Here is an 11,949-nt window from a genome sequence, read left to right on the forward strand (position 1 = left end):
TCAGCGCAGCGGACGGCCCTCGCGCGCCCGGCGTGGCTCGGCCGCCTGGTAGGCGCGGTCGATGCGGGCCTTGAGCCGGCCGGCACCCGAGACGGGCAGGCTCCAGGTGCCCTCCACCTGCACCAGCCGCACCCCCGGGGACTCCAGCCAGCGCAGGACACACTCGGTCTCCTCGGCGCTGGCGGCGTGGACCGGCCCGGGGCCGGGCGGCACCGTCTCGGCGGTGGCCGTCAGCGCCTCGACGAACGGGGTGGGGTGGGCGCCCCTCGGCATCACCCCCGCCGAGGCGAGCCGTCCGTACCGGATGACATGGATCTCCCAACGGCTGCCCGCCACGGGGGCGGCCGCGACCATCTGGGAGATGGCGGTCAGCGACCGCAGCCGCTGCATGCGGGCCGAGGTGCGGACGTAGGAGGCGAGCCGGTCGCGGTCGGCCGCGGCCTCCTCGTAGCGCTGGTCGAGGGCCAGGCGCTCCATCCTGGCCTCCATGGCGGAGAAGACCCCGGCCGCGTCCAGTTCCAGCGCCCGGCGCGCCGCCACGACGTGCACCGCGTACTCGTCGGGGCTCTCACGCCCCTCGCACGGTGCGCCGCACCTGCCGATCTCGGCGAGCGCGCAGGCGGAGCGCCTGGTACGTAGCGTGATCCGCTCGGTGCACTGCCGCAGCGGGATGGTCTCGTGCAACGCGGTGCGGGCGTCCTCGGCGGCGCGGGTGCTGGTGAACGGGCCCAGGTAGGACGCCTCGTCGTCCTTGACCTCGCGGACCACCGACAGACGGGGGAAGAGCTCGTCGGTCAGCTTGAGCCAGAACATCTTCTCCGGGTGGCGCGACCTGCGGTTGTAGCGGGGCTTGGCCGAGCCGATCAGCCTGAGTTCCCTGACCTCCGCCTCCAGCGGGGTCGCGCAGGCGATGGATCTGACCCGCGCGGCGATGCCGATCATCTCGCGGACGCGGGGCCGGGTCTCGCTCGCGGTGAAGTAACCGCGCACGCGGTTGCGCAGGTTGGTGCTCTTACCGACGTAGAGCGGGTCGCCGCCGGAGTCCTCGAAGACGTAGACGCCAGGTCCCGTCGGCACCGAGTCGGCCAGGTGCCGCTTGCGGCGCTGCTCGGGGGTGGGCGCGCGGACGAAGCCCTTGAGCTCCTCCAGCGTCTGCACCCCGAAGGAGCCCGCCCGCTCCAGCAGGGCGTGCAGCACGTCGACCGTGGCCCGCGCGTCGGCGAGCGCCCGGTGGCAGGGCTCGGTGTGGCTGAAGATCGCGGCCAGCGTGGACAGCTTGCAGTTGGGCGCCTCGTCGCGGGTCAGCAGCTTGCGGGCCAACTCGACGGTGTCGACCACCTGGTGGGCGGGCGGCGGATACCCGTGCGCCGCGCAGGCCGCCCTGATGAACCCCAGGTCGAACCCGGCGTTGTGCGCCACCAGGGTGGAGCCCGCGGCGAACTCCAGGAAGGACGGCAGCACCGACTCGATCCGCGGCGCCGCCACGACCATGCCGTCGGTGATGCCGGTCAGCACCGAGATGAACGGCGGGATCGGTGAACCGGGGTCGACCAGGGTGCCGAACTCACCGAGCACCTCACCGCCCCTGACCTTGACCGCGCCGATCTCGGTGATCGCGTGCTCGCCCGCCGAGACGCCGGTGGTCTCCAGGTCGAACACGACGAAGGTGATCTGGCTGAGCGGGGTGCCCAGCTCGTCGAGTGTTCCCTGCACGGCGTAGTTCACGATTCACGACCATAGAAGCCCCGACCGACATTCACCGCACCGGGTTCTTTCGGCGCCGGACGCCCGGAACACCCGTGGTCCGCTAGCTCCCGTCCAGCATCCGTTCGAGGGTGGCCCGGTGCAGCACCAGGTCGTCGGGGTCGTCCGGCATGGGCTGCTCGCCGAAGTGGATGCGGCGGTGCCAGACGCGGGCCATGATGACGCCGTGCCTGAGCGCGGCGTACATCTCGTAGAACTCCATGTCGCGTGGCTTGTATCCCGTTATTTCGTGATACGTCTCGCATACGTCCTCGCGTCGCATGAAGTCGGGTAGGCCGGGCAGTTCCATGACCTCGGCGATCTCCTGGAAGAACCGGTGCAGGAAGATCATCCAGGCGATGTCCAGCTCGCGGGGGGCGATCGTGGCCATCTCCCAGTCCAGCACCGCCACCGGGGTGAAGTCGCGGTACATCACGTTCCCGATGCGGGCGTCGCCCCAGCTCAGCACGTCGGGTCCCGGATCGTTCGGCCAGTGCTCCCGCAGCCAGTCGAACGCCCGCTCCAGCAGCGGGATGCGCATCGAGCCGTGTGCCCACTCGTAGTAGGACCGCTGGTCGTCGACGTGCCTGCGCAGCGCGGACTCGCCCGTCCCCGCGATCTCCAGCGGGCGCAGCTCCGCCGCGGTGAACGGGGCGTCGTGCAGTCTGGCCAGGATCTCGACGCTCTGCCGCTGCAGCCGTGTCCGGTCGGCGGGGGAGGCGTCCAGCAGCCAGCCCTCGAAGGTGTAGGGCAGGACGTCCGGCGGCACGTCGCCGGTGAGCCGCTCCATCACGAAGAATGGGGTGCCCATCGGTGCGGGGTCGGGCTCGTACCACAGGGTCCGGGGCGCGAGGACGCCGGCGCGCTCCCTGACCATCCGCATGACCTCGAACTGCCTGCCGAGGTCGTAGCTCGGGAAGACCGGTACGGCCTCGCTCGCCGGGGCCATCCGGGCGACGCAGCCGACCTCCCGCCTGCCCTCCGCCGCCGTCCAGGAGGCGTCGAAGAGCAGGGTCTCGCTGGACATACCGTTGCCCGAGGGCGCCGACAGCCGGGAGAGCGTGACGGGAGATCCCACCCTGCCGGAGAGCCACGAGCGCATCCGTTCGTGTAACTCATCGAGGTCGCGGGTGGATGTCCGCATATCCTCGGCTTGCCGGCGCTGCTGATCCATCGCGCTCTCCCGGGTGGCGTGCGTCACAAGGCGATCCGCACAGTCGTAACCTAAGAGCAAGCGCTTGTCCATAAAGAGTTCACGGCCGGGTCGGCCGCCGTCCGCCTTACGGTCAGGTCGGGGTCAGGGTGCGCTAGCCGTACCCTTGACGTGAAGACCGATCCGAGTAGGGGCCGTGATGAGTTCAGCCGGAGAGGGCCTGTCTCGTCCGTTACCCGAGCAGGTTCGCTTACACGTCGTGGAACTGGCGTCCCAGATCCTCGGCTCCATGCCCGCCGCCTCGGTGCCGCCGCCGCTGAAGGGGATCGCCAAATTCGACCCCCGCAAACGCGCCAGGCTGGGTGGCGCGCCCATCGCCGCGCAACTGGAGACCGACAAGAAGTTCCGCGAGCTGGTCGCGGAGACGCTGACCGCGGGCTGGCCGGAGCTGGTCGCGAGTCTCGCCGAGGGGGCGGTCCCGCCGGCCGCCGAGCCCGTCATGGTGGCCGCCGCCGCCTACCTGACCCGGCCGCCCGGCTGGGCGGCCATGGTGGAGACGGCCCGCGAGGACCTGGAGCGGTCGGCCGCCGTCGCCGAGGGCTCCGCGCAGGAGCAGACGCTCTCCCGGCTGCGTGAGCAGTTGGCCGCCCAGAAGAGCGCTGCCAAGGAGGAGTCCGAACGGCTGCGCGAGCAGCTCAAGGCCTCGCGCTCGGAGGTCTCCGACCTGCGCCGCAGGCTGCACGAGGCCCGGGAGCGGGCCAGGGCGGCCGAGGCGCGTGCCGCCGACGCCTGGGAGGCGGCGGAGGAGGCGAAGGCCGCCGCGGTCTCGGCGGGGAGCAGCGTGGAGAGCGAGCTGCGCCGTCTGCGCGAGCGGCTGGCCGACGCCGAGCGTCAGCTGGAGTCGACGCGCAGGGCGGCCCGTGAGGGCCGCAGCGTGGAGGACACCAAGGTCCGCATGCTGCTCGACGCCCTGCAGGACGCCGCCGCGGGGCTCCGCAGGGAGCTCGCCCTGCCCTCCGGCATCCACCGTCCCGCCGACTCGGTGGCCTCGGTGGCGCCGGGCAGGCAGGGGGTTCAGGCGGTTCCCGCGCGGGCGCTCGCCGACGACGACCCCGCCCTGCTCGACCAGCTGCTCGCGCTGCCGCAGATCCACCTGATCGTCGACGGCTACAACGTGACCAAGACCGGTTACGGTACGTTCACCCTCGCCGACCAGCGCAATCGCCTCCTCACCGGCCTCGGCGCGCTCTACGCGCAGACCCGCACCGAGCTGACCTGCGTTTTCGACGGCGCCGAGTTGAACGGGCCGGTCCCGGTGTCGGCACCCAGGGGGGTACGGGTGATGTTCAGCGCCCCCGGGCAGATCGCCGACGACCTGATCCGCCAGCTGGTCCGCGCCGAGCCCACGGGACGCGCGGTCGCGGTGGTCTCCTCGGATCGGGAGGTGGCCGAGTCGGTCCGCAGGATGGGCGCCCGGCCGGTTCCCTCGCTGCTTCTTCTCAGACGTCTGGGGCGGGCGTGAACCTTTCCCGGTGATGGCGCATCGAACCACCGGAAGGTATTTCGATCTCCCCAGGGGCACTCGATGAAGAAGATCATAACGCTCGCCGTCGCCGTTCTGGCCATCGGGGCGACCGTTGCCACACCGGCCGCCGCGGCTGCGGCGGCCGGCATTCCCAAGGGCTTCCTGCTGTACGAGAAGGACGCCGCGAAGAAGGACGACAACCCCGAGACCAACTGGACGGTCAGCAACTCGGTGAAGGCCCGGCTGGCCGTCGACCCGTGTGACAGGGCCGCGCCGGCCGCGACCGGCAGGACGGCCGCGCGGACGGTGACCTTCACCGGTGTCCCGGACTTCCTGAAGGTCGAGCAGGTGATCCTGTACCGCTCGAAGGCCGCCGCCGCCGGAGCCGTGGCCCAGCTGCGCTCCGCCCTGACCACCTGTGGTTCCAACACCAACGCGGGCTCCACCTACCGCTACGTCTCCTCGCGCCTGACCGGGCTCGGAGACGAGGCGCTGAAGGTCTCCGGGCAGGTCTACTACGGCAAGAAGGCCGGCGTGGGCGGTGACCGCAGCGTGCTGGTCAGGAAGGGCAACGCGGTCCTGGTCTACCTCTGGGGCGGCGAGTACTCCAAGCCGGCGAAGAGCGACTGGACCAGGCAGCTGAGCGACGCCAGGAAGATGACCGCGAAGATCTGCGACATCGCCGCCTGCTGACCGGGCGATTCGGGGGCCACCCAGGGAGACCTGGACTGCTACCTGCAGCTATAGGGCTAAACACGGGAAAAGGTGATCTAAACCTTACTTGTTCTGTACTATTCGCCGCAGGTCTGTGCAGTCTGGAGGCGTTGACGTGGCCGTGGCGGGTATGCCGGTTGGACTCATTCGGATACCGGTGGCGGCCGGGCTCGCCCTCGCGCTGCTGATGGTGCCGGTGAGCGGGGCCTCCGCGGAGCCGAAGCCGACACTCGCCCAGGCCAAGAAGAAGCTGGAGAAGCTCAACGAGCAGGCCGACCAGATCGTCGAGAAGTACAACCAGGCCTCGGAGAAGTGGAAGCGGGCCAAGAAGAAGTACGTGACGCTGAACAGCGAGCTCGCCCGGCAGAGCGAGCAGGTCGCCGGGCTGCGCAAGGAGCTCGTCGCGATGGCGGTCAGCACCTACCAGTTCGGCGCGGTCAACAGCTGGGAAGGCATGATCTACCAGGCCGACCCCGGCGCGCTGCTGAGCGGCCTGGCCTCGGTCGACCAGATGTCGGCCTCCCGGGCCCAGTCGCTGAGTGCCTTCGACGAGGCCACCAAGGCGCTGCGGCTCAACAGGAACCTGGCCAAGGGCGCGCTGAGCGAGGCCGACGAGACGCGCGACGAGCTGGCCAAGGAGAAGGCCAAGGCCGACAAGATGGTCAGGGCTCAGACGAAGATCCTGCGCGAACTCAACGTTTTCAAGACGGGCAACCCCGAGAGCACCGGGATCCAGTACAGCGGCCCCGCCTCGGGCAACGCCCGCGCCGCCCTGCAGTTCGCCTTCGCGCAGGTCGGCAAGCCCTACCAGTACGGCGGCACGGGGCCTGGCGGCTGGGACTGCTCGGGCCTGGTCCAGGCCTCCTGGCGCAGCGGAGGGGTCAGCCTCCCCCGTACCACCTGGGAGCAGTGGAGCTGGGGCACCAGCCGCAAGGTCTCGCTGAACGACCTCCAGCCGGGCGACCTCATCTTCAGTGAGGGCCTGGGCCACGTCAGCATGTACGCGGGCAACGGGCAGATCGTGCACGCCCCGCAGACCGGCGACGTCGTCAAGGTCGTCCCGCTCTCGGCCTACGGCCGTCGCCTCGTCGGAGCCGTCCGCCCCTGACGCGCGGTGCGCGGGTCCCGGCGGCCGGAAAACCGGGTGCGTCGCGCGCGGTGGCGCTGCCAGCATCGGAACATGATCACTTCATGGATGCTCGACGAACTCGCCCATGCCGGTCCCGAGCACCTCGACGCCGCGTTCGTCGCCGGGTTCGACCGCAAGCAGGGCAGGCCCGATCCGGGGGAGGACCTCGCCGCGCTCGCCGGGCGCGGCCTGGGGGAGACGGCGACGGTCGTGGAACTCGGCGCGGGGACGGGGCAGTTCGCGCTGGCCGCGGCGCGGCGGTTCCGGCGCGTGGTGGCGGTCGACGTCTCCCCGGCGATGCACGACTTCCTGACCGTCCGGGCCGCCGAGGACGGCCTGGCCAACCTCGAATGCGTGCGGGCGGGCTTTCTCTCCTACGAGCACGCCGGGCCACCCGCGGACGCGGTCTACACCCGTCACGCCCTCCATCAGCTCCCCGACTTCTGGAAGGCGGTCGCACTCGACCGCATCGCGCGGATCCTACGGCCGGGGGGCGTCCTGCGCCTGCGCGACCTGATCTTCGATTTCCGGCCGGCCGAGGCCGACGCCGTGCTCGGCCGCTGGCTCGACGGCGCGGCCGACGATCCCGCGCTGGGTTACACCCGCGAGGACTACGCCGAGCATCTGCGCACCGAGTACAGCACCTTCCGGTGGCTTCTCGAGCCGATGTTCGACGCCGCCGGGTTCGAGATCGTCGAGGCGGACTTCAGGGAATCGATCTACGGCGCCTACACGTGCGTCCGGCGCTGACCCGTGCTCCGCGGCGGGAGAGGGCACCCTCGCGGCTTCAACCGTGAATTATGGCAAATGTGATGAACATTACAGAAATCGCGATTTGTCGAGCGTCATTCCGGGAGTGTGACGAGAGTCATATCTCAATGGCATAAATGGCCATTAAGCAGGGGTAACAGGAAGATCACGAAGACTTATTGATCTTCTTGTTTGGCGAATGCTTTGCCGAAGGTTGGAGATCGGGGTAACTTCTGGCCTCGCGACGTGCAAGCCATGCCGTCGCGGTGAATGTCGGTCTTCGGGCCGGTGTCCCTATAGAAATCCAACCGGCCGCCGTTCCCCTGCCGGGGACGGACCTCATCGCGGCGGCCCGCCGAATCTATGCAGCCAGGAGGCATGGAACCGGGGACCCAAAAGGCCCGACACAGCGTGGCCAGGGGTGAATCAGCGCATTTGCGCCGTAGGGCATCTTCCAAGCCCGAACCCGTCAGCTAACCCGGTAGGCATCAGTGGAAGCACCAAGGAGAAATCCTGTCTACCACCCCGTGTAACACCCGTCTGTCGCGCCTTTTCCGCCTTTCCCTCGGCGGCATCGCCCTCACCTTGACCGCCTCAGCCGGAGCGGTCACCCTGGGGCCGACGGCGGCCAGGGCGACGACGGACAGCACCCCTGAGATCCTGGTCAACACCGCGGCCGGAGTCTCCGAGCAGGCCGAGAGCACGAAGAGAACCGTGCACAAGGCCAAGGCCGGTACCAAGGTCAAGACCAAGATGAGCAGGGCGGCCCTGCAGAAGGTTCGGGCTCGCAAGGCCGTCTCGACGGCCAAGAAGCAGGTCGGCGATCCGTACCGGTGGGGTGCCTCCGGTCCCGGCGCGTTCGACTGCTCGGGGCTCGTCAAATACGCCTGGCGCAAGGCGGGCGTGTCCATCCCCCGGATCACGCACAGCCAGTACCGGGCGATCAGGAAGAAGGTCTCGTGGAGCCACCTGCGCCCCGGTGACCTGATGTTCTTCAGTGGAAAGGGCCACGTCGGCATGTACGTCGGCAAGGGCCGGATGGTCCACTCGCCGAGCAGTGGCAAGACGGTCCGGATCGTGAAGCTGGAGGGGTACTACAGGTCCTCCTTCGCCGGAGCGGTCCGGCCCGGAGCCTGAGCCCGGGCAGGGGCGCCGGCCCCGTTCCTCACATGTGCGGGGACGGGGCCGCTCCGTTTCCGGCGAAGGCCGCGAGCGCGTGGCCGGCGGCCTGGGCCGGCGCGGATCCGCGCCACCGGATCACGTTCCGCTCCGGCGGCAGAACACGGCAGGTCAGGGCACGCTCGCGCCCCGGCGGGCACTCCCGCGCGGGCCTTCACCCCCGGCCCGAAGGCCGGAGCGCCGGCCCGCGTTCCGCTAGCATCACATCGTTATGTCCGTCCCGAAGGGGCGCCGCACCGTGCTCGCCGGGATGCTGGCGCTGATGAGCGTGGGCCCGTTGGCCGGGACGGGACCTCTCCTGGCCGGAGCCGGCCCTCTCCACCGCGCCGGAGAACTCCCCGTCGGCCTTCGCGACCTGTGGCCCGGTGCCGCCGTCGTCGTCCGGGGCGAGCACTCCCTCGTGATCGGCCACGACGTCGCGCCCGCCGTCCTGCGGGACCTGGCCGCCAGGGCCGACCGGGCCCGCCGCGCGGTCGCGGCGATCTGGGGGCCGGTCCGAGCGGTGATCCTGTTCCCCGCCACCGACACCGAGGCCGCGGCACTCGCCGGAGCGGAGAGCACCCGGGGCCTGGCCGCGATGGCGACCGCGGACCGGGTGATCGTCCTGCCCTCGGGCTACGCGAGGCTCAGCACGACCGGCGGGGACGTGGTGATCACGCACGAGCTCGTGCACGTGGCCACCGGCGCGACCCGTGGCGGCCGGGTGCCGATGTGGCTGTCGGAGGGCTTCGCCGACTACGTGGGCTACCGCGATGCCGGGATCCCGGTGCGGACGGCCGCCGCCGAACTGGCCGCCGAGGTGCGCGCCGGAGTCCTGCCCGCCCGTCTCCCCGGTCCCGCCGACTTCGCCCCCGGCGCCCCGCGGCTCGCGCAGGCGTACGAGGAGGCCTGGCTCGCCTGCCGGTTCATCGCGGAGCGCTTCGGCGAGAAGGCTCTGGTGAGGCTCTACGGCGGCGATGTCGCCGGCACGCTCGGCCTGTCGCCTGCCCAACTCACCGTGGCGTGGCGTGACTACCTCGGAAAGGAACTCGCCTGACATCCTTGTGTCCTTTCCCGGTCCAGGGCTCACCTGGCGGATCTCGCCGTGGCGAGGAGTGGTCGGCGGGTGCCTCGCAAGGCACGGGAGGGAGCCGCGGCGTGCCGCGGTGACCGGTGACGACTCGGCGAGGCGCCGTCCGGCCGACCGCGGCAGGCAGAAGATCCAAAGGACGGGGCCCCGGGTTCGGGCTCCACGCTGGAGGTGTTTGATGACGCTGAGTACGACGGACGCGCCCTCGGGCGTGCGGCCGGCGGGGTGGGCGCTGGCCGCGCTGGGGGTGGTCACGCTGGCGGTCGTGGCGTTCACCACGCCCTGGCGGGCGCTGCCCGAGGGGGCCCCGGCGGTCGTCCCCGATCCGGCCCGCGACTTCACGGCCGAGCAGATCGCCAGGTCCGAGGCGTTCGACAAGCTGGTCAGCGTACCGGGTTACCTCTCCCTCGGCCTGACGCTGGTGGTGGCGGGGGTGCTGGTGGGCACCCCGCTGGGCGCGCGGCTCGTCGGCCGGCTGCGGGGGCCGTGGTGGTTGCGGGCGCTGCTCGGCGTGCTGGCGCTGTCGGTGGCCGTCGCGATGCTGCGCTGGCCGCTGGGGATGTGGTCGGAGACCTACCTGCGCGACTTCGGGCTGTCCACCCAGACCTGGCCGACCTGGACCGTCGACCGGATCAAGAGCATCGGTGTCGGCACCGCGCTGACCGCGATCATGGTTCTGGCGGTGGTCGCGCTGGCGCGGCGCTACCGGCGCTGGTGGATCCCGGCGGCGGCCGGCGCGTTCGCGCTGACGGTGGCGGCCTCCTTCGCCTATCCGGTGCTCATCGAGCCGATCTTCAACGACTTCAGGCCGATGGAGGCCGGACAACTCCGCGACGACCTGCTCGCCATGGCCGCCAGGGACGGCGTGCCGGTGGAGGACGTGCTCGTCGCCGACGCCTCCCGGCGGACCACCGCGCTCAATGCCTACGTCTCCGGATTCGGCGCGACCCGCAGGATCGTCGTCTACGACACGTTGCTCCGGGCGCCCGCCGACGAGGTCGAGCTGGTGGTCGCGCACGAGCTCGGTCACGCCAAGGCGGGCGACGTGCTCTCCGGTACGCTCGTCGGAGCTCTGGGCGCGGCGTTCGGGGCGTGCCTGCTCTACGTGGTGACCTCGGCGGGGGTCGTGCGGCGCCGCGCGGGGATCTCCTCCATCGGCGATCCGAGGGCGGTGGGCCTGGTCATGGGGTTGCTCAGCCTGGCCACGGTGCTGTCAGGACCGGCACAGAACCTGGTGAGCCGGCATATCGAGGCCCGTGCGGACGTCCACGCGCTGGACCTGACCAGGGATCCGGCGACGTTCGCCGCCATGCAGAAACGGCTGGCGGTCACCAACATCTCGGATCTGTCGCCCGACCTCGTGGAGTACGTGCTCTACGCCTCGCATCCCAGCGCGCCGCAGCGTATCGCGCTGGCGCGCTCCTGGGCCCGGCTGAACGGTCTCTCCGAGCCATGAGGCGCACGCTGGTGGTCACGAACGACTTCCCGCCCCGCGCCGGGGGGATCCAGTCGTTCGTGTACGGTCTCATCGCCCGCCGCCCGCCCGGCTCGGTCGTCGTCTACGCCCCCCAGTGGCCCGGCAGCGAGGACTTCGACCTGCGGCAGCCCTACCCCGTGGTGCGGCACCCCACCTCGCTGATGCTGCCCACCCCCGCCGTCGCCCGCCGGGCGGCCGCACTGATCGCCGAGTTCGGCTGCGAGACCGTGGTCTTCGGGGCGGCGGCACCGCTCGGGCTGCTCGCGCCCAGGATGCGCGAGGCCGGGGTCCGCCGCGTCGTCATGGTCACCCACGGCCACGAGGCGGGCTGGACGGCGCTCCCGATCGGCCGCCGGGTGCTCGCCAGGATCGGCGCGCACGCCGACGTGGTCACCTACCTGGGGGAGTACACCCGGCAGCGGCTGGCCAGGGTGATACCCGAGGACAAGCTGGTGCGGCTCGCGCCCGGCGTCGACACCGAGGTGTTCGCGCCCGAGGCCGGGAGAGAGCAGGCACGCGCGGCGCTCGGACTGGGAGAGCGGCCGGTGGTGCTCTGCCTGTCCAGGCTGGTGCCGCGCAAGGGCCAGGACACGCTGCTGCGAGCCTGGCCCGGCGTGTTGCGGGACGTTCCCGACGCGATGCTCCTGATCGTCGGCGGTGGCCCGTACCGCAGGACCCTGGAGCGGCTGGCCAGGCCGATGGGCGGCTCGGTCCAGATCACCGGCCCCGTGCCGGAGGCCGCGCTGCCCGGCTACCTGGCAGCGGGCGACGTGTTCGCCATGCCGTGCCGTACCCGCCTGGGCGGTATCGACGTGGAGGGGCTCGGCATCGTCTATCTGGAGGCGTCCGCCAGCGGGCTGCCCGTGGTGGCGGGCTCCTCGGGCGGCGCCCCCGACGCCGTGCTACGCGGGCAGACCGGCCTGGTCGTCGACGGCACCCGTCCGGACGAGGTCACGGCGACCCTGGTCGACCTGCTCAAGGATCCGGCCGGAGCACGTGCCATGGGTGAACGCGGGCGCGAGTGGGTCGCGCGCGAGTGGAGCTGGGAGCTCGCCGCCTCCCGCTTCGCCCGCGTTCTGGAGTCCGTGGAGGCCCCCGACTAGGCCCCGTCCTGCGGATCTTTTGCCTACCGCGGTCGCCCAGGCGGCGCCTCGCCGCGTTGTCGTCGGTCACCGCAGCACGCTGCGGCTCCCTCCTCCGCCTTGCGAGA

General features: G+C 71.1%; 10 protein-coding genes and 1 riboswitch. Of the genes, 8 read left to right on the forward strand and 2 right to left on the reverse strand.

Features of this window, described 5'->3' with window-relative positions:
- Together ABT061_RS47535 and ABT061_RS47540 are read right to left on the reverse strand one after the other, a co-directional pair.
- Positions 1–1,725, reverse strand: coding sequence for a DEDD exonuclease domain-containing protein (locus ABT061_RS47535; RefSeq protein WP_350930314.1), 1,725 nt, complete (start codon positions 1,723–1,725; stop codon positions 1–3).
- Positions 1,726–1,807: 82 nt separating this feature from the next.
- Positions 1,808–2,917 (reverse strand): phosphotransferase family protein, encoded by a 1,110-nt coding sequence (locus tag ABT061_RS47540; RefSeq protein WP_350930315.1) that lies wholly within the window; start codon positions 2,915–2,917, stop codon positions 1,808–1,810.
- A 238-nt stretch (positions 2,918–3,155) separates the two neighbouring features.
- Here ABT061_RS47540 and ABT061_RS47545 point away from each other — a divergent pair, with 238 nt between their 5' ends.
- From ABT061_RS47545 to ABT061_RS47580, 8 genes are all read left to right on the forward strand, one after another.
- Positions 3,156–4,418, forward strand: a complete 1,263-nt coding sequence (locus ABT061_RS47545; RefSeq protein ID WP_350930317.1) for an NYN domain-containing protein — start codon at positions 3,156–3,158, stop codon at positions 4,416–4,418.
- A 63-nt stretch (positions 4,419–4,481) separates the two neighbouring features.
- Positions 4,482–5,114 (forward strand): hypothetical protein, encoded by a 633-nt coding sequence (locus ABT061_RS47550; RefSeq protein WP_350930318.1) that lies wholly within the window; start codon positions 4,482–4,484, stop codon positions 5,112–5,114.
- Positions 5,115–5,265: 151 nt separating this feature from the next.
- A complete protein-coding gene (locus ABT061_RS47555) occupies positions 5,266–6,243 on the forward strand; it encodes a C40 family peptidase (RefSeq protein ID WP_350930319.1) in 978 nt (325 codons plus the stop codon).
- 72 nt (positions 6,244–6,315) lie between these two features.
- The gene (locus ABT061_RS47560) at positions 6,316–7,014 is read left to right on the forward strand and encodes a class I SAM-dependent methyltransferase (RefSeq protein WP_350930320.1); all 699 of its coding nucleotides are present in this window, start codon (positions 6,316–6,318) and stop codon (positions 7,012–7,014) included.
- Positions 7,015–7,357: 343 nt separating this feature from the next.
- Positions 7,358–7,517: riboswitch (cyclic di-AMP (ydaO/yuaA leader) on the forward strand.
- 82 nt (positions 7,518–7,599) lie between these two features.
- Positions 7,600–8,151 (forward strand): C40 family peptidase, encoded by a 552-nt coding sequence (locus ABT061_RS47565; protein WP_350930321.1) that lies wholly within the window; start codon positions 7,600–7,602, stop codon positions 8,149–8,151.
- A 253-nt stretch (positions 8,152–8,404) separates the two neighbouring features.
- Positions 8,405–9,229, forward strand: coding sequence for a hypothetical protein (locus ABT061_RS47570; RefSeq protein ID WP_350930322.1), 825 nt, complete (start codon positions 8,405–8,407; stop codon positions 9,227–9,229).
- Between the two features lie 211 nt (positions 9,230–9,440).
- Positions 9,441–10,718 carry a M48 family metallopeptidase gene (locus tag ABT061_RS47575; protein ID WP_350930323.1) on the forward strand — a complete coding sequence of 426 codons (1,278 nt, stop codon included), beginning with the start codon at positions 9,441–9,443 and terminating at the stop codon, positions 10,716–10,718.
- On the forward strand, positions 10,715–11,842 hold the full coding sequence (locus tag ABT061_RS47580; RefSeq protein ID WP_350930324.1) for a glycosyltransferase family 4 protein: 1,128 nt from the start codon (positions 10,715–10,717) through the stop codon (positions 11,840–11,842). Before ABT061_RS47575 ends, ABT061_RS47580 begins: the two co-directional genes overlap by 4 nt.
- Positions 11,843–11,949: the final 107 nt, after the last annotated feature.

The sequence above is a fragment of the Streptosporangium sp. NPDC002544 genome (assembly GCF_040295965.1).
Classification (GTDB): Bacteria; Actinomycetota; Actinomycetes; order Streptosporangiales; family Streptosporangiaceae; genus Streptosporangium.

Excerpts from the sequence above, each read along its gene's own strand:
- ABT061_RS47540 (WP_350930315.1), bottom strand. The coding sequence starts at position 2,917 with ATGGATCAGCAGCGCCGGCAAGCCGAGGATATGCGGACATCCACCCGC.
- ABT061_RS47550 (WP_350930318.1), top strand. The coding sequence starts at position 4,482 with ATGAAGAAGATCATAACGCTCGCCGTCGCCGTTCTGGCCATCGGGGCG.
- ABT061_RS47555 (WP_350930319.1), top strand. The coding sequence starts at position 5,266 with ATGCCGGTTGGACTCATTCGGATACCGGTGGCGGCCGGGCTCGCCCTC.
- ABT061_RS47560 (WP_350930320.1), top strand. The coding sequence starts at position 6,316 with ATGATCACTTCATGGATGCTCGACGAACTCGCCCATGCCGGTCCCGAG.
- ABT061_RS47570 (WP_350930322.1), top strand. The coding sequence starts at position 8,405 with ATGTCCGTCCCGAAGGGGCGCCGCACCGTGCTCGCCGGGATGCTGGCG.
- ABT061_RS47575 (WP_350930323.1), top strand. The coding sequence starts at position 9,441 with ATGACGCTGAGTACGACGGACGCGCCCTCGGGCGTGCGGCCGGCGGGG.
- ABT061_RS47580 (WP_350930324.1), top strand. The coding sequence starts at position 10,715 with ATGAGGCGCACGCTGGTGGTCACGAACGACTTCCCGCCCCGCGCCGGG.